The following is a 16,807-nucleotide window of genomic DNA, read 5'->3' as shown; positions in this document are numbered from 1 at the left end:
CCATGGCCCGTAGCGCTGCCTCCGCCGTCCACGTCGTCTCCCGCATCGCTGCCGGCGTGCTGGGCAGCTACGTTTTCTGCTGGGGTTTCATCGCGCTGGGCGTCGGCCTGCTGTTCAGCGCCGGCATGCCGTTCCACGACGCCGAGTCTCTCAGCAGCATGCTGGCCTTTCTCGTGTTCCTGGTCGCGTTCCTTTGGGCTTTTGCGGCGGGCAGCCTCATGCGCGTGTGGCTCGTGCTGCTGGGCGGTGGGCTCGTCATGACGGGCGCAGCGTCGCTGGTGCAGCTCGCGCTGCTCTGAGCAGAGCCGATCTTTTTTCTCCAGGAGCTTTCCCGTGAATCAGAACTTCCGGCTGTCCATGGCCTGGCTGCACACCTGGTTCGGCCTGACGCTCGGTTTCGTTCTGATGGTCGTCTTCTTCTTCGGCTCGCTGTCGGTGTTCGACCGCGAGATCGACCGCTGGGCGATCCCCGAGACCCGCTTCGACCCGCAGCCGATGCCGTCGTTCGACGGCATGCTGCTGCCCATCTTCCAGGACATCAAACCCACCGCCGAGAGCATCGATCAGGCGCGCAGCCGCGTGAACGGGCCGATGGCCGAGAGCTTCAGCCCCAAGCAATGGACCGCCTACACCACCCACCGCGATCCGGTGCTGAGCCTGTATGCGAACTTCACGCTTCCCAACGCGAAGGACCCTGAAGACAGCGTCTTCGGCAACCGGACCATCGACCCGCGCGTCGGCAAGGCGCTGCCCGACGACCGGCTCAAGCTCGGCAGCGAGTTCTTCTACCCGCTGCACTACAGCCTGCATCTGGACTGGCTGAACCTGGGCACCTGGATCGTCGGCCTCGCCGCGCTCGTGATGCTGGCGGCGCTGGTGAGCGGCGTGGTGATGCACCGCAAGATCTTCCGCGAGCTCTTCACCTTCCGTCCGGCCAAGCACACGCAGCGCAGCGCGCTCGATCTTCACAACCTGACGGGCGTGGTGGCGCTGCCGTTCCATTTCATCTTCGCGCTGTCGGGCCTGGTGGTCTTCGCGGGCGTCTACTTCCCGGTCACGCACACACAGTTGGAGCCGCTGCACGAGCTGCACGAAAAACTCGACGCGCAAAAGACCGGGCTGCCGCACGACCGCGCCGGCGTCCCCGGCACGCTGGCGTCGGTGGATGCGATGGTGGCCGAGGCCAAGCGGCGCTGGGCCGCACGTGACGCGGCGGGCGAGGTCGGCATGCTCGTGGTGCAGCATGTGAACGATGCCAACGCCTATGTGAGCGTCTATCGCGCGGGCAGCGACCGCGTCACCCTCACCGGCGAAGGCATCCATTTCAAGGGGTCCACGGGCGAGTTGATCCGCGAAGACCCGCCGCCGACGGTCGTGGCCGGCATCGTGGACTTCCTCACCGGCCTGCACCTGCAGCATTTCGAGCACTGGCTGCTGCGCTGGCTGTACGTGCTGGGCGGCCTCTCGGGCTGCGCCTGCATCGCCACCGGCTTCATCTTCTTCGTGGAAAAGCGCAAGCGCCAGCACGCCAAGCAGGGCGTGAGCGGCGCGCGCTGGGTCGATGCCTGCGCGGTCGCGACGGTGACCGGCCTCCTGGTCGCGACCTTCGCCATGCTCATCGGCAACCGCCTGCTGCCCGACACCCTGCCGCTGCGTGGCAGCTGGGAGAAGGGCATCTTCCTGGGCGCGTGGCTGCTGGCCTTCGCGCACGGCATCTGGCGTACCGCGCCGACCGCCGAAGGCCGCCTGTCGCCCGCCTGGGCGGAGCAGTGCTGGGCCGTGGCCGTGATGGCGGTGGCCGCGGTGCTGCTCAACTGGGTCACCACCGGCGACCACCTGCTGCGCACCATCGGCACCGGTTACTGGCCGGTGGCGGGCGTCGATTTGTCCCTCATCGCGAGCGCCGCGCTGGCCGTGGTGGCCGCGCGCATGCTCAAGCGCCGTGCCGATGCGGCGATGGTCGCCTCCGCCCGATTCGCGCCCGACGCCAACACCTCGGCCGCCCGTGCCTGACTGACCGACGCCATGCTCCTTTTCGCCGCCATGGTCACCAGCATTGCCGCCGCGGGCTTCCTCGCGCTGTCCATGGATGTGCACTGGGAGCAGGTGCGCTCCGATGCGCAGTGCTCGCCGCGCATGGTCCGGCTCCTGCGCATCCTCGGGGCCGCCTGCGTGGTCGCATCGCTCGTGCTGTGCCTGGGCGCAGACCACGTCTCGATGGCCTCGCTGGTCTGGTTCATGACACTCGCCGGTGCGGCGCTGGTCGTGACCTTCACGCTGAGCTGGCGCCCGCGCTGGCTCCGTCCGCTGGTGATGTGGATTCCTGCGACCACCGCGCGGGAAGAAGCCGGCCGGTCGTAGACCGAGGCGGCTTCTTCGAGCGGACAGTGCCTGTTCCGCGACCACGGGCGGGAGCCCGAGCGAGGTCAGGCGGCAGGCGGCGCAGCGCTGACCGCACGAGGCTTTACGCGGTCATTCACGCGTGCATGGGCGATGTGCCCCGCGCCCGCCCGCTGCAGGCCGTTGACGCCCTTCGCGTCGTACCGGACCACGGTCTGTTCGCCGTCCAGGTCCTCCGTCAGCACCAGACCGGTCTCCAGCAGCAGCGCAGCGAGCGTTGCTGGATCGAAGCCCGAGAGAAAGGCCTCGCCGACGCCCGACACATCGCTGCGCAGCTTGCGGAACCCCTCGGTGCCCACATGGCCGGGTTGCAGCGCCGCTTCGTCGATGTAGGTGAAGACCAGCTCGCTCCCCGCAGGGGCGATGGAAGCGATGGCGCGCAGCGTTGCGAGGTTCGCTTCGCGCGTGAGATACACGGTGACGCCGAGCCACGAGAAGAAGGTCGGCTGCGCCGGATCGAAGGGCGAGCGCGCGAGCGCCGACTGCAGCGTCTCTTCGGACAGGTCCGCCGCCACGAAATGCACCGCATCCGATTCGGCGATGCCGCAGTGCCGCAGGCGCTCGCGCTTCAGTTGCTGCGTCGCGGGGTGGTCCACTTCATAGATCTGCAGGCCTTCGGCCCAGGCCGGGCGGCGGCAGAGAAAACTGTCGAAGCCCGCGCCGATGAGCACGTATTGCGTGATGCCGCGCGCGACCGCGGCTTCCAGCATGTCTTCGGTGTAGCGGCTTCGCAGGATGACGCCGGGATAGGCCGCGTTCGCGCGCATCGCGGCATCCAGCACCCTGGCGGGCGCGGCTTCGGCGCGCAGTGCGGGGTCCAGCCGTGCCATCGCCCGCTCGCGCAGGCCGGCCTGCACCGCCTCGGGCACGAGGCGGTCGCCCCACGGGTCGTTCAGCAGCGGTGCGGGATCGCTGCGCGTGTGAACCGCGCGCATCAGCGAGGTGACGAGGGCGGTGTAGCTGGCTTTCGAGGGTTCCATGAAGGGGCGCTCCGGGCAGAAGATGACGAAGGGCGGGCTTTGTGCGACGCTTGCCGCCGCTTCGGCCTCAGTTCCTGCTTCATTTTCCGACGACTTCATGAACGCCTCCTCGTCTTCGCATCGCCGCCCCGTCCCGCTCGCCAAGGCCTACCGCCTGCTCAACCACGGCCCCACGGTCCTCGTGAGCGCGGCGCACGGCGGCCAGCGCAACATCATGGCGGCCGCGTGGGCGATGCCGCTGGATTTCGATCCGCCCAAGGTGGCGGTGGTGCTCGACAAGAGCACCTGGACGCGCGTGCTGCTAGAAGGCGCGGGCACCTTCGCGCTGCAGGTGCCGGTGCGCGCGCAGCTCGACCTGACCGAAGCGCTGGGCAACAGCTCGGGCCGCGAGATCGTCGAACAGTCCGGACGCGACAAGTTCGCGGCCTACGGCCTTCAGACCTTCGCAGGCACCGCGACCGATGCGCCATTGCTCGAAGGCTGCGCCGCATGGCTCGAATGCCGCCTCTTGCCCGAGCCGCCGATCCAGGAGCGCTACGACCTCTTCCTCGGAGAGGTGATCGCCGCACAGGCCGATGCGCGCGTGTTCGCCGACGGGCGCTGGAACTTCACCGGCCACAACGAGCTGCGCACGCTGCATCACGTCGCGGGTGGGCACTTCATCGTCGATGGCGAGGCGGTGGATGCGCGGCCGCTGCCGCCGGTGCAACTCTGACTCTCAGGGTGATGCGCCAGGCTCGCGCGGCGCAGGTGCCACGAGGATGCGCCACAAGGGGCAGCTACTTGTTGGAGACCGGCAGATCGAGCTGCAAGGCAACCTCCCGGATTTCAGCGTTCACCGCCGCCAGTCGCTCCCGCTGCGGCGCGCCTTCTTCCGCGGAGACGCCCTCCAGCGCAGTGACCAGGTTCTTGCGCTCGGCCCGCAGTTGCACGTAGCGCTCTTCGAGCGCATCCATCCTGTTGTGATACGGCTGCTGCGAGGCGCGCACGACGGCGGGCGCCAACACACATCCGCCCAGGGAGACGAGTGCAACCGCAGCCCAGAGTGCCAGCACGACCCGATGCACGGTTGCGGCTCTCATCACACGAGGAACGGAATGAAGCGCCGCGTGCCGCGCATGTAGTCGCGGTAGCTGTCGCCGAAATGCGCGATGCATTCCTTCTCGTCGCGCAGCGCCGTCAGCACCAAGAGCAGCGTGGCCGCCAGCACCAGCGCCAGCGTGAGCCAGGTGAACTGCTTGAGAAAGGCGCCCCAGGCCAGCAGCATCAGCGCGGTGTACATCGGGTGGCGGATGTAGCGGAAGGCGCCCGAGGTCACAAGCGAGGAGGTCTTCTCGAAACCGTAGAGGGCCGGATCGTCGTTGCGCGCATCACTGGGCTTGCCCTGTGCCTTGAGCAGGCGCACCGCGTGGATCGGCAGCCAGATCGACAGCGCGAGAAATACGCACGAGACGATCTGCGTTGCCGAGAACGGATCGACATGCCACACCGGCAGGTTTACGACGATCAGCACCAGCATGCATTCCCACGCGAAGAAGCGATAGAAGCCATGCGAGCCGGGCTGCTGCAGCGGCCCGCGCGAGACATAGAGCAGCGCGGCAGTGCCGGCGACGAAAAGGAAGATCTGGAACCAGAAGAGCATGGCGGCCGAATCTACACGGGCCGCCCGTCTTCAGCCAGAGATAGAAAACCCGCCGTCGACCGGGATGGCCGTGCCCGTCACGTAGTCCGACGCGGGGCTCGCGAGGAACACCGCGGTGCCGGCGATGTCGGCCGGCTGGCCCCAGCGGCCGGCGGCGGCGCGGGCCACCACGCGGTCGTACAGGCCCGGAATCTGGCTGCGCGCGCCGTCGGTGAGTTCGGTCTCGAACCAGCCGGGCAGGATCGCGTTGACCTGGATGTTGTCGGCCGCCCACGAGAGCGCGGTCGACTTGGTGAGCTGCACGATGCCCGCCTTGCTCGCGGCATAGGCCGGCGCATAGGGCGCGCCGAAGATCGACATCATCGAGCCGATGTTGATGATCTTGCCGCCGCCCGCGCGCTGAAGATGCGGATGCGCGGCGCGGCTGCAGAGGAAGGCGCTCGTGAGGTTGGTGTCCATCACCTGGTGCCATTCGGCGAGCGCGAGCTGGTCGACCGGCTTGCGCACCGTGGTGCCGGCGTTGTTGACGAGGATGTCGAGCCGGCCGCAGCGCGCGACGGCTTCGTCGAACGCCTTCTGCACCGACGCTTCGCTGGTCACGTCGAGTTCGAGCGCGAAGCTGTCGCTGCCCAATGCCTTGAGCGCCTCGACCGCGGCAGCCGACTTCTGTGCATTGCGCGCCGCGACGACGACACGCGCGCCGGCCTTCGCGAGGCCTTGCGCCATGCCGAGGCCGATGCCGCCGTTGCCGCCGGTGACGAGCGCGACTTTTCCTGTGAGATCGAACATCAGGTTCCTTCCGGTTTCTTGGAGACGAGAGTCAGGATGTCGTAGCTTGCCACCACATCGCCGTCCTGGTTCGTCACCTCGACATCCCATGCCACCACGCCCTGGCCCTGGCCGCTCGCGTCCTTCTTGTTGCGGTCGATCTTGCGCTTGCAGGTGAGGCGCGCGCGGATGGTGTCGCCGATGCCCACGGGCTTGACGAAGCGCAGCGTGTCCAGGCCGTAGTTGGCGAGCACCGGGCCCGGCGCGGGCGAGACGAACAGGCCCGCCGCCGCCGACAGCACGAAGTAGCCGTGCGCGATGCGCTTGCCGAAGGGCGACTCCTTGGCCGCCACTTCGTCGAAGTGCATGTAGAAATAGTCGCCCGAGATGCCGCCGAAGGCCACGATGTCGGCCTCGCCGACGGTGCGGCGGTGGGTGAGCAGCGAGTCGCCGATGCGCAGGTCTTCGAAGTAGCTGCGGAACGGATGCACCTCGCTCTCGCGCACGGCCGCACCGCGCACGTGCTCGCCGGTGATCGCGGCCAGCATCGTCGGCGAGCCCTGCACCGCGGCGCGCTGCAGGTAGTGCTTCACCGCGCGCAGGCCGCCCAGCTCTTCGCCGCCGCCCGCGCGGCCGGGGCCGCCGTGCTTGAGTTGCGGCAGCGGCGAGCCGTGGCCGGTCGATTCGGTGGCGGCTTCGCGGTCGAGCACCAGCAGGCGGCCATGCCATGCGGCAGCGACCGGAATCGCCCTGGCCGCGATGGCCGGATCGCGCGTGACCAGCGTGCCGACGAGGCTGCCGCGGCCGCGTGCGGCCAGCGCGAGGGCTTCGTCGATGCCGTCATACGGCATAAGCGTGCTGACGGGGCCGAAGGCCTCGACGTCGTGCGCCGCATCGTGTTCGAGGGGCTTGCGGCTCAAGAGCAGCGTGGGCGCGAAGAAGGCGCCTTCGGCGACGCCGTCGCCCACGGGCGAGAAGCCGTCGCGCTCGCCGTAGACCAGCTCGGCGCCCTGCAGGAGCGTGGCCACGCGCTCGGCCACATCGGCCTGCTGCGCGTGCGAGGCGAGGGCGCCCATGCGCACTTCTTCGCGCGACGGATCGCCAATGACCGTTTTCGCGAGCCGCGCGCGCAGGCGCTCGGCCACCGCATCGAGGTGCTGGCGCGGCACGATCGCGCGGCGGATCGCGGTGCACTTCTGGCCGGCCTTGGTCGTCATCTCGCGCGCCACTTCCTTCACGAAGAGATCGAACTCCTCGTCGTCTGGCGTCACGTCGGGCGCGAGAATCGCGCAGTTGAGCGAGTCGGCCTCGGCGTTGAACGGGATCGACTGGCGAACGATGTTCGGATGCACACGCAGCTTGGCCGCGGTGTCGGCCGAACCGGTGAAGGTGACCACGTCCGGTCCTTCGAGACGGTCGAGCAGGTCGCCCGTGCCGCCGATCACCAGTTGCAGGCTGCCCTCGGGGAGGATGCCCGACTGCACGATGAGGCGCACTGCAGCCTCGGTGAGGTAGCTGGTGGCCGAGGCGGGTTTGCCGATGCACGGCATGCCCGCGAGAAAACTGGGCGCGAATTTCTCGAGCAGGCCCCACACCGGAAAGTTGAAGGCGTTGATGTGCACCGCCACGCCGCCGCGCGGCACGAGGATGTGCGTGCCCGCGAAGCCGCCCTTCTTGCCGAGCGGGAAGGCCGGGCCTTCATGCACGAGGTTGCCCGAAGGCAGCTCGTTGGAGCCGATGCCGGCGTAGGCGCTCAGCGTGCCGGCGCCGCCTTCGATGTCGATCCAGCTGTCGGCGCGCGTGGCACCGGTGTGGGCCGAGACCGCGTAGAGCGTTTCCTTGTTCGCGGCGAGGTACTTGGCCAGCGCCTTCAGGCGTTCGGCGCGCTGCTGGAAGTCGAGCTTCATGAGCGCGGGAATGCCGGTGCGGCGCGCGTACTGCAGCGCTTCGGCGAAGTCGATGGCTTCGGCATGCGTGCTCGCGACGGGCTTGCCGTTGATGGCGCTGCGCAGTTGCTGCGCGCTTTCCTTGCCGATCCAGCGGCCGGCGATGTAGCTTTGAAGGGTGGTCATGAAGGTGTCCTTTGGCTTTGTATTGGCTCCTTCCCCTTCCGGGGGAAGGCTGGGATGGGGGCAAGCGGCGTTCGTTCGGCGCAGTGCTTCATCAAATGCCGTCGTGCCCCCACCCCAGCCCTCCCCCGGAAGGGGAGGGAGAAAGACGGGAGAGCAAGGCGGGTTCAGTGTTTGTTGCCGATGCCCAGGTAGGTGTCGATGATTCTTTGGTCGTGCAGCAGGTCGCGTGCATTGCCTTCCAGCGCCACGTCGCCCATCTCCAGCACATACGCCCGGTCGGCCACCTGCAGCGCGGCGCGCGCGTTCTGCTCCACGAGCAGCACCGAGACGCCATGGCTTCGCAGTTGCGAGACCACGCGCAGCACTTCGCGCACGACCAGCGGCGCGAGGCCAAGCGAGGGTTCGTCGAGCATCAGGAGGCGCGGGCGCGCCATCAGCGCACGGCCGATGGCCAGCATCTGGCGTTCGCCGCCCGAGAGCGTGGAGGCCAGCTGCGGCTTGCGCTCGCGCAGGCGCGGGAAGATCTCGAACACTTCCTCCATGCGCGCGCGCTGGTCGCGCTTGCCCTTGCGCCATTGGTAGAAGCCGCCGAGCAGCAGGTTGTCTTCGACCGACATCTCGCCGAACAGCTCACGCCGCTCGGGCACCAGCGCCACGCCGCGCGCCACCATGGTCTCAACGCCGGGGCGCGCGATGCGTTCGCCGGAAAGCGTGAGCGCGCCGGTGGAGGGCAGAAGGCCCATCGCCGCGCACAAGAGCGTGGTCTTGCCCGCGCCGTTGGGGCCGATGACGGTGACGATCTCGCCTTCGTTCACATGCAGGCGCACGCTGTGCACCGCCTCGACGGTGCGGTAGGCGACGCAGAAGTCATCCAGTTGAAGCAGGGGGTGGCTCATCGTGCGTCTTCCAGCAGTTCGTCGTCGGCGCCGCCGAGGTAGGCCTCGAGCACGCGCGGATTGGCCTGCACTTCGGCCGGCGTTCCCGTGGCGATGACGGTGCCGAACTCCAGCACCGTGATGCGGTCGGCCAGGTTCATCACGAATTCCATGTCGTGCTCCACCACGAGGATGCCCAGGCCCTCGGCGCGCAGCTGGCTCAGCAGCACGGAGAGCGCGCGCTTTTCCAGGTGGCGCAGGCCTGCGGCGGGTTCGTCGAGCAGCAGCACCGAAGGCTGACCGGCGAGGGCGCGTGCGATTTCGACCACACGCTGCTGGCCCAGCGAGAGCGATGCGGCCGGCGTGTCGGCATGCGCGCCGAGGCCGCAGCGTTCGATCTGGCGGCGGGCTTCGGCCATCAGCGCCGCTTCTTCGGCACGGTCCAGCCGCAGCATCGCGGCGAGCCAGCCGCGCTTGGCGCGCAGGTGGGCGCCAAGCGCGACGTTCTCGACCACGCTGCGCTGCCCGAGCAGGCGCACGTGCTGGAAGGTGCGGCCGAGGCCGAGCGCGGCGAAGGCACGCGAAGGCTTGGTCGCCATCGACTGGCCGGAGAGCCGCACCACGCCCGAGCTCGGGTCGTCCACGCCCGAGATCATGTTGAAGAAGGTGCTCTTGCCCGCGCCGTTCGGTCCGATCAGCGCATGGATTTCGCCGGCCTTCAGCGTCATCGAGATCGCGTTGTTGGCGACGAGGCCGCCGAAACGCTTGCTCACGTCGCTGGCTTCGAGCAGCAGTTCGCCCGATGCGGGCAGCGTGCGCTGAGCGAGTTGCGCAGGCGCGGCCTTCGACGCCGCGAGCGCAGCCTTCGGCGCCTCGTTGCGCACCCATCGGCTCGCGAGCCGCGAGAGCGTGGGCCAGAGCCCGTCGGCAAAACGCTGCAGCACGAAGAGCATCAGGAGGCCGAACACGATCACCTCGAAGTTGCCGCTCGTGCCCAGCAGCGCGGGCAGCACGTCCTGCAGCTTTTCCTTCAGCAGCGTGATGAGCGCCGCGCCGAGCACCGCGCCCCACAGGTGACCCGCGCCGCCGACTACCGCCATGAACAGGAGCTCGATGCCGATGTTCAGATTGAAGGGCGTGGGGTTCACGAAGCGCTGCAGGTGCGCATAGAGCCAGCCCGACACTGCCGCGAGCAGCGCGGCCAGCACGAAGAGCTTGATGCGGTGGCGCGCGGTATCCACGCCCATCGACTCGGCCATCAGCCGCCCGCCCTTGAGCGCGCGAATGGCGCGGCCTTCGCGGGAATCGAGGAGGTTGTGCATCGCCCACAGCGCGAGCAGCAGCACGCCCCAGATCACCACGCCCAAGGCACGCGGCGTGGCGAGCGACACGCCGGCAACCACCAGCGGCGGCACGCCGGTGATGCCGGTCTGCCCGCCCAGGAACTCCATGTTGCCGAACAGGTAGTAAAGGCTCAGGCCCCAGGCGATGGTGCACAGCGGCAGGTAGTGGCCCTGCAGCTTGAGCGTGACCGCACCCAGCGCCCAGGCGAGCGCGAAGGTGAAGACCAGGCCCAATGCGAGGCCCGCCCACGGCAGCAGCGCGGGGCTCACCGCGCCGCCCATCCATGCGGCGGCGGTAGGCGATGTGCAGATCCACGCCGTGGCGTACGCGCCCATGCCGACGAACGCAGCCTGGCCGAACGAGGTCATGCCGCCCACGCCGGTGAGCATCACCAGCCCCGCGGCGACCAGCGCATAGAGCCCGATGTTGCTCAGCACGGACACGGTGAACTCGGGCAGGAAGCCCCATGCCAGCGCGAGCGCGACGACCAAGACCAGCGTGAGTTGGCGCGGCGTGACCAGCGGCTTGCCGGCGGGTGGCGCGTTGACGGCGATGTTGTTGGATGGCGAGCTCATTCCTCGTCCTCCACATGATGGCTGCGCAGCGAACGCCACCACAGCACGGGAATGATCAAAGTGAAGACCAGCACTTCCTTGAACGGGCTGGCCCAGAAAGAGGCGAAGGCTTCGAGCTGCCCGACCAGCAGCGCGCCGACCAGCGCCAGCGGATAGCTCGCGAGCCCGCCGACGATGGCCGCGACGAAGCCCTTGAGGCCAATGAGGAAGCCGGTGTCGTAGTACACGGTGGTGAGCGGTGCGATGAGCAGGCCCGACACCGCGCCGATGAGCGCCGCGAGCGCGAAGCTCAAGTCACCCGAGAGTTCGGTCGGAATGCCCGAGAGCCGCGCGCCGACGCGGTTGATGGCGGTCGCGCGCAATGCCTTGCCGACCATCGAGCGTCCGAAGAACAGGAACATCGCGATCACCAGCAGCAGCGTGACACCGACGACCACCAGCGATTGCCCGCTGACCGGGATGCCGCCGATGTCGAAGCGCGCATCGGAGAAGGCCGTGGTGCGCGAACCCTCGGCGCCGAAGAAGAGCAGGCCCAAGCCCACGAGCACGCCGTGCAGCGCGACCGAGACGATCAGCAGCATCAGCACGTTGGCATCCGCCAGCGGCCGATAGGCCAGGCGGTAGAGCAGCGGGCCGAGCGGCGTGATGAGGACGAGCGTGGTGAGTGTCTGACCCGCCATCGAGGTCGGCTTGAGCAGCAGCACCAGTGCGGCGGCGGCCAGCGGCAGCACCACGCACCAGGCGAGCGCCGAGGCCCAGTCGACCACCGCGCCGCGCTTCCAGCGCCAGAACTCTACGATCAGCACCGTTACCGCGAGCGCAAGCAAGAGCCACAGCGTGGCCGGAACGCGGCCGGCCTGCAGCATCGCCATCGAGAGCGCCCCGAAGGCGACGAACTCGCCCTGGGGAATGAAGATGACGCGCGTGACCGAGAACACCAGCACGAGGGCGAGCGCCATCAATCCGTAGACGGCACCGTTGACGATGCCGTCCTGCCCCAACAACAGGGCGATCTGCAAATCCATAAGAAAACCTTCGGGCTTGGCCCGTTTATCGAATCAGTCGCTGCACCGTATGGCTCCTTCCCCCTCTTGGGGAAGGTTGGGATGGGGGCAAGCGGCCCTTGTTCGGCGCAGTGCCTTGCCGTGTGCCGTCGTGCCCCCACCCCTGCCCTCCCCCGGAGGGGAAGGGAGCAAGGTCAAGACATCAAGGCTGGTATTTCCAGGCGCCGTTCTCGATCTTCACCATCACGCGCGCGCGTTGGTCCAGGCCCAGGTGGTCCTTCTCGGTCATGCTGAACACGCCATGCGCGCCCGACACTTCCTTGACCTGTTCCAGCGCATCGCGCAACGCCGCGCGGAACTCCGGCGTGCCCGGCTGCGCCTTCTTCAGCGCGACCGGAACTGCGGAGGTCATCAAGAGGCCCGCGTCCCATGCATGCGCGCCGAAGGTCGACACGGTGCCCTTGCCGTTGGCCGCTTCATAGGCCGTCACGTAGGCCAGCGCGGACTTCTTCACCGGGTTGTCGGCAGGCAGCTGGGCGGCCACGAGCACGGGGCCTGCGGGCAGGAAGGTGCCTTCCACATCCTTGCCGCCCACGCGCAGGAAGTCGGAATTCGCCACGCCGTGCGTCTGGTACATCTTGCCGGTGTAGCCGCGCTCCTTGAGCGTCTTCTGCGGCAGTGCGGCGGGCGTGCCCGAGCCCCCGACCAGCACGGCGTCGGGCTTGGCGGCCATGATCTTCAGCGCCTGGCCGGTCACCGAGGTGTCGCTGCGCGAGAAGCGCTCGTTGGCGACCACGGTGATCTTCTTGAGCGCCGCGGCCTTGGCGAATTCTTCCGACCAGCCTTCGCCATACGCATCGGAGAAGCCGATGTAGGCGACCGTCTTCACGCCGTTGGCCGCCATGTGCTCGGCGATGGCGAGGGACATCATGATGTCGTTCTGCGGCGTCTTGAAGACCCACTTCTTCTTCGCATCCATCGGCTCGATGATGCGGGCCGAGGCGGCGATGGAGATCATGGGCACCTTGGCTTCGCTCACCACGTCGATCATCGCGAGCGAGTTGGGCGTGGTGGTGGAGCCCAGCACGATGTCGACCTTGTTCTCGGCGATCAGCTTGCGGGTGTTGGCCACGGCCGCGGTGGTGTCGGAGGCATCGTCCAGCACGATGTAGTTGATCTTCTGGCCGCCGATGGTCTTGGGCATCAGCGCGATGGTGTTCTTCTCGGGAATGCCTAGCGAGGCGGCCGGGCCGGTGGCCGACACCGTCACGCCGACATTGACGTCGGCCCACGCCGCGGCGGCGGTGGCGCACAGCGCGGCGATCAGAAGGGGCTGGAAGAAGAATTTCATTGGGTCTTGTCTCCGGGTTGAAAAATCGTTGTTTGACCGAGGTGTCAACGCTCGTCGAAGGACAAGGTGACACGGTCGGTGAGGGGATGGGCCTGGCAGGTCAGCACGAACCCGGCGGCCACTTCATTCTTGTCGAGCGCGAAGTTTCTTTCCATGCGGACTTCCCCGTCCACGCACTTCGCGCGGCAGGTGCCGCACACGCCGGAGGTGCACGAGAACGGCACTTCGAGCCCGGCCGCGGATGCCGCATCGAGGATGCTGGGCTGGCCTTCGGTGAAGGTGATCTCGCGCTGCAGGCCGTCGCGCACGATGGTGATGCGGGCCTGCTTGGCGTCGCCGGGCTGCGGCTCGTGCACCACGGCGCCAACCTGCCCGGAGGAGGACGTCGAGGGCAGGGCCACGCCGAAGCGCTCGATGTGGATGCGGTCCTCGGGCACGCCGGCTGCAAGCAGCGCGGCCTCGGCCTCGTCGTTCATCTGGAACGGGCCGCACACGTACACGTGGTCGATGCGCTTGGCCGGCACCACCGACTGCAGGAACTCGCCGATCTTCTCGCGGTTCATCACGCCGAAGCCCAGCGGCGAATCGGTGTGCTCGTCGGAGAACACGTGCAGCAGCACGAGGCGCGTCATGTAGCGGTTCTTCAGGTCCTCGATCTCTTCCTTGAACATCGTGGACTGAAGCTGCCGGTTGCCATAGATCAGCGTGAAGCGGCTCGCTGGTTCGCGCGCCAGCACCGTCTTCATGATCGAGAGGATCGGCGTGATGCCGCTGCCGCCCGCGATGCCGACGTGGTGCCGGGCCGAGGCCGGCTCGATCGGCACGAAGAAGCGGCCCTGCGGTGCCATCACCTGCAGGGTGTCGCCGGGCTGCAGGTTCGCGTTGATCCAGTTGGAGAACACGCCGCCGCGCACCTTGCGCACGCCGACGCGCAGCTCGCCGTCGTCCAGGCCCGCGCAGATCGAATAGGAGCGGCGCAGGTCCTGGCCGTCGATGTCGTGGCGCAGCGTGAGGTACTGGCCCTGCGTGAAGCCGAAGACTTCCTGCAGGTCGACCGGCACCTCGAACGAGACGATGACGGCCTCGTGCGTGTCGGGCTCGATGGCCTTCACGCGCAGGGGGTGGAAGAGGGTGCTCATCGTGGGGGATGTCTCAGATTGGCTTGAAGTGTTCGAAAGGCTCGCGGCAGGCCATGCAGCGGTACAGGGCCTTGCAGGCGGTGGAGCCGAAGGCCGAGAGGCGTTCGGTGCGCTCGCTCGCGCAGCGCGGGCAGGCGATGCGTTCGCCGGCGATGCGGCCGAAGAGCTTGATCGGCATCGCGGTGTTGGCGGCGACTTCGGGTGTGAGGTGCGCCGGCGGCGCGATGCCGTAGGCCTTGAGCTTGGCGCGGCCTTCGTCGCTGATCCAGTCGCTCGTCCATGCAGGCGCGCGGCGCAGCGTTGCGCGTGCACGGCCGAGGCCGGCCTGCTCGATGGCGGCCAGCACGTCGTGCTCGATGGCTTCGGTCGCGGGGCAGCCGGAGTACGTCGGCGTGAGCACGATCTCCAGCCCGTCGTCGTGCTCGATCACTTCGCGCACGATGCCCAGGTCGCAGACCGACACGGCCGGCACTTCGGGGTCGAGCACGGTGTGCAGAACGGCCCACGCCGCATCGATGCGCGAAGCGGTCATCGCGTCTGCAGTCACCACACGCCTCCGGGAAAGCTGCGCTGCAGGTGCTGCATTTCCGTGAGGATGTAGCCCATGTGCTCGCTGTGCACGCCCTGCTTGCCCGTGCTGCGGAAGGCGGCCTCCTTGGGCATCGGGAGGCCAGCCGCATCGAGCACCTGCTGCATCTCGGCGTGCCACGGCTCGCGCAGTTCGCTCCATGCGGGGCCGAGGCCGCTGGCGCTGGCTTCAGCGTCCACTGCGTCGCTCTCGAAGAGTTCAGGCACATAGAGCCAGAGCTGCTTCAACGCCTTCTCGGTGCGGCGGCGCGATTCATCGGTGCCGTCGCCCAGGCGCACGACCCAGTCGGCCGAGTGCTGCTGGTGGTAGCGCGCTTCCTTCACCGCCTTGCCGGCGATGGCGGCCACTTCCGCATCGCTCGATGCCGCGAGACGCTGCCACAGCAGCTTGAGCAGCGTGGCGACCATGGTGTTGCGCAGCACGGCGAAAGCGAAGTCGCCGCGCGGCAGCTCGACCAGCGTGAGGTTGAAGTAGTCGCGTTCGTCGCGCAGGTAGGCGAGCTGGTCTTCGTCGTGCGCGCGGCCAACGCCCTCGAGCTTGCCGGCATGCGTGAGCAGCGCGCGGGCCTGGCCGACGAGGTCGAGCGCGATGTTGGCCATCGCGATGTCTTCTTCCAGCACGGGCGCATGGCCGCACCATTCGCCCAGGCGCTGCGAGAGCACCAAGCAGGTGTCGCCGATGCGCAGCAGGTATTGCACGGCGGGCGTGCGGTTCAGTTCGATCGATGCTTGCATGGTGGTCCCGTCAATGGCCGCTCACATGTGGTCCACGGACTTGGGCAGCGCGTAGAAGGTCGGATGGCGGTAGACCTTGTCTTCGGCCGGATCGAAGTACATGTCCTTCTCGCCCGGGTCGCTCGCCACGATCTGCTCGGAGCGCACCACCCAGATGCTGCTGCCTTCCTGGCGGCGCGTGTACACGTCGCGCGCCATCTGGATCGCCATCTTCGAATCGGCCGCGTGCAGGCTGCCGCAGTGCTTGTGGTCCAGGCCCGCCTTGCTGCGCACGAACACTTCCCACAGGGGCCACTCTTGTTTGGTTGTATCGGCGCTCATGCGGCCTCCTTCATCGGTTGTTTGTTGGCGTGGGCCATCGCGGCTTCGCGGACCCATTCGCCGTCTTCCCAGGCGTCGACGCGCGCCTGCAGGCGCTCGCGGTTGCAGGGGCCGTCGCCGCCCACCACGCGCCAGAACTCGCTCCAGTCGATGGCGCCGAAGTCGTGCGCCTGGCGCTCTTCGTTCCACTTGAGATCGGGGTCGGGCAGGGTCACGCCGAGGATGGCGGCCTGTTCGACGGCGGCGTCGATGAACTTCTGGCGCAACTCGTCGTTGCTGAAGCGCTTGATGCCCCAGCGCATCGATTGCGCGCTGTTGGGCGATTGGTCGTCGGGCGGGCCGAACATCATGATCGAGGGCCACCACCAGCGGTTGACCGCGTCCTGCACCATCGCCTTCTGCGCGTCGGTGCCGTGGGTCATCATGGTGAGCAGGGCCTCGTAGCCCTGGCGCTGGTGAAAGCTCTCCTCGCGGCAGATGCGGATCATGGCGCGCGCATACGGTGCATACGAGCAGCGGCAGATCGGCACCTGGTTCATGATGGCCGCGCCGTCGACCAGCCAGCCGATGGTGCCCATGTCGGCCCAGGTGAGGGTGGGGTAGTTGAAGATCGAGCTGTACTTGGCCTTGCCGCTGTGCAGCGCATCGAACATCTGGTCGCGCGAGGTGCCCAGTGTCTCGGCGGCGGCATACAGGTAGAGCCCGTGGCCGCCTTCGTCCTGCACCTTGGCCAGGAGGATCGCCTTGCGCTTCAACGTCGGCGCGCGGCTGATCCAGTTGCCCTCGGGCAGCATGCCGACGATTTCGGAGTGCGCGTGCTGGCTGATCTGCCGCACCAGCGTCTTGCGGTAGTGCTCGGGCATCCAGTCCTTCGCCTCGATGAATTCGCCGGCGTCGATCTGCGCGTCGAAGCGCTCCTCGAGCCGCATCTCGTCGGCGGAACGCACGGCCTTCTTGCCGTCGCCTGCGTCCTTGCCCATGGTGTCCATGGCCTGGGTGTACATGTGCGTGTC

18 protein-coding genes are annotated in these 16,807 nt (G+C 68.0%); 4 read left to right on the top strand and 14 right to left on the bottom strand.

Features of this window, described 5'->3' with window-relative positions; translation table 11 throughout:
* Positions 1–2: 2 nt before the first annotated feature.
* From QFZ83_RS22000 to QFZ83_RS21990, 3 genes are read left to right on the top strand one after another with little or no spacing between them, the layout of a single operon-like run.
* A complete protein-coding gene (locus QFZ83_RS22000) occupies positions 3–299 on the top strand; it encodes an iron uptake protein (protein WP_307510081.1) in 297 nt (98 codons plus the stop codon).
* Between the two features lie 34 nt (positions 300–333).
* A complete protein-coding gene (locus QFZ83_RS21995) occupies positions 334–2,013 on the top strand; it encodes a PepSY domain-containing protein (protein ID WP_307510077.1) in 1,680 nt (559 codons plus the stop codon).
* 12 nt (positions 2,014–2,025) lie between these two features.
* Positions 2,026–2,361, top strand: a complete 336-nt coding sequence (locus QFZ83_RS21990) for a DUF3325 domain-containing protein (RefSeq protein ID WP_307510074.1) — start codon at positions 2,026–2,028, stop codon at positions 2,359–2,361.
* 65 nt (positions 2,362–2,426) lie between these two features.
* Here the strand turns inward: QFZ83_RS21990 and QFZ83_RS21985 are convergent, their stop codons facing one another.
* A complete protein-coding gene (locus tag QFZ83_RS21985) occupies positions 2,427–3,380 on the bottom strand; it encodes an SAM-dependent methyltransferase (protein WP_307510071.1) in 954 nt (317 codons plus the stop codon).
* Between the two features lie 97 nt (positions 3,381–3,477).
* On the opposite strand from QFZ83_RS21985, the gene QFZ83_RS21980 reads away from it, so the two are divergent.
* The gene (locus tag QFZ83_RS21980) at positions 3,478–4,095 is read left to right on the top strand and encodes a flavin reductase family protein (RefSeq protein ID WP_306880097.1); all 618 of its coding nucleotides are present in this window, start codon (positions 3,478–3,480) and stop codon (positions 4,093–4,095) included.
* Positions 4,096–4,159: 64 nt separating this feature from the next.
* Here QFZ83_RS21980 and QFZ83_RS21975 read toward each other — a convergent pair whose 3' ends face one another.
* The 13 genes from QFZ83_RS21975 to paaA form a co-directional block, all read right to left on the bottom strand.
* The gene (locus QFZ83_RS21975; protein ID WP_306880096.1) at positions 4,160–4,462 is read right to left on the bottom strand and encodes a hypothetical protein; all 303 of its coding nucleotides are present in this window, start codon (positions 4,460–4,462) and stop codon (positions 4,160–4,162) included.
* Positions 4,462–5,022: an isoprenylcysteine carboxylmethyltransferase family protein gene (locus QFZ83_RS21970; RefSeq protein ID WP_307510069.1), complete on the bottom strand. Its 561-nt coding sequence runs from the start codon at positions 5,020–5,022 to the stop codon at positions 4,462–4,464. The genes QFZ83_RS21975 and QFZ83_RS21970 overlap by 1 nt, the downstream gene beginning before the upstream one ends.
* A gap of 30 nt (positions 5,023–5,052) precedes the next feature.
* The gene (locus QFZ83_RS21965; RefSeq protein WP_307510066.1) at positions 5,053–5,811 is read right to left on the bottom strand and encodes an SDR family NAD(P)-dependent oxidoreductase; all 759 of its coding nucleotides are present in this window, start codon (positions 5,809–5,811) and stop codon (positions 5,053–5,055) included.
* Positions 5,811–7,862 carry a phenylacetic acid degradation bifunctional protein PaaZ gene (paaZ, locus tag QFZ83_RS21960; RefSeq protein ID WP_307510064.1) on the bottom strand — a complete coding sequence of 684 codons (2,052 nt, stop codon included), beginning with the start codon at positions 7,860–7,862 and terminating at the stop codon, positions 5,811–5,813. Before paaZ ends, QFZ83_RS21965 begins: the two co-directional genes overlap by 1 nt.
* A gap of 164 nt (positions 7,863–8,026) precedes the next feature.
* On the bottom strand, positions 8,027–8,758 hold the full coding sequence (locus tag QFZ83_RS21955) for an ABC transporter ATP-binding protein (protein ID WP_307510060.1): 732 nt from the start codon (positions 8,756–8,758) through the stop codon (positions 8,027–8,029).
* Positions 8,755–10,656, bottom strand: coding sequence for a branched-chain amino acid ABC transporter ATP-binding protein/permease (locus tag QFZ83_RS21950; RefSeq protein ID WP_307510057.1), 1,902 nt, complete (start codon positions 10,654–10,656; stop codon positions 8,755–8,757). Before QFZ83_RS21950 ends, QFZ83_RS21955 begins: the two co-directional genes overlap by 4 nt.
* A complete protein-coding gene (locus QFZ83_RS21945) occupies positions 10,653–11,681 on the bottom strand; it encodes a branched-chain amino acid ABC transporter permease (RefSeq protein WP_307510054.1) in 1,029 nt (342 codons plus the stop codon). Before QFZ83_RS21945 ends, QFZ83_RS21950 begins: the two co-directional genes overlap by 4 nt.
* Before the next feature lie 181 nt (positions 11,682–11,862).
* Complete coding sequence (locus tag QFZ83_RS21940; protein WP_306880085.1) at positions 11,863–13,011, bottom strand: ABC transporter substrate-binding protein; 1,149 nt, start codon at positions 13,009–13,011, stop codon at positions 11,863–11,865.
* Between the two features lie 44 nt (positions 13,012–13,055).
* Positions 13,056–14,150, bottom strand: coding sequence for a 1,2-phenylacetyl-CoA epoxidase subunit PaaE (gene paaE, locus QFZ83_RS21935; protein ID WP_307510051.1), 1,095 nt, complete (start codon positions 14,148–14,150; stop codon positions 13,056–13,058).
* A gap of 13 nt (positions 14,151–14,163) precedes the next feature.
* On the bottom strand, positions 14,164–14,682 hold the full coding sequence (gene paaD, locus QFZ83_RS21930) for a 1,2-phenylacetyl-CoA epoxidase subunit PaaD (RefSeq protein WP_307512791.1): 519 nt from the start codon (positions 14,680–14,682) through the stop codon (positions 14,164–14,166).
* 11 nt (positions 14,683–14,693) lie between these two features.
* Complete coding sequence (paaC, locus tag QFZ83_RS21925) at positions 14,694–15,473, bottom strand: 1,2-phenylacetyl-CoA epoxidase subunit PaaC (RefSeq protein ID WP_307510049.1); 780 nt, start codon at positions 15,471–15,473, stop codon at positions 14,694–14,696.
* A 21-nt stretch (positions 15,474–15,494) separates the two neighbouring features.
* The gene (gene paaB, locus QFZ83_RS21920; RefSeq protein ID WP_013539788.1) at positions 15,495–15,794 is read right to left on the bottom strand and encodes a 1,2-phenylacetyl-CoA epoxidase subunit PaaB; all 300 of its coding nucleotides are present in this window, start codon (positions 15,792–15,794) and stop codon (positions 15,495–15,497) included.
* Positions 15,791–16,798 (bottom strand): 1,2-phenylacetyl-CoA epoxidase subunit PaaA, encoded by a 1,008-nt coding sequence (paaA, locus tag QFZ83_RS21915; protein WP_013539789.1) that lies wholly within the window; start codon positions 16,796–16,798, stop codon positions 15,791–15,793. The genes paaB and paaA overlap by 4 nt, the downstream gene beginning before the upstream one ends.
* Between the last annotated feature and the right edge of the window lie 9 nt (positions 16,799–16,807).

It is taken from the genome of Variovorax sp. W1I1, assembly GCF_030815625.1.
In the GTDB taxonomy this organism is placed as follows: domain Bacteria; phylum Pseudomonadota; class Gammaproteobacteria; order Burkholderiales; family Burkholderiaceae_C; genus Variovorax; species Variovorax paradoxus_C.
This window is presented reverse-complemented; position numbering and strand designations above follow the sequence as displayed.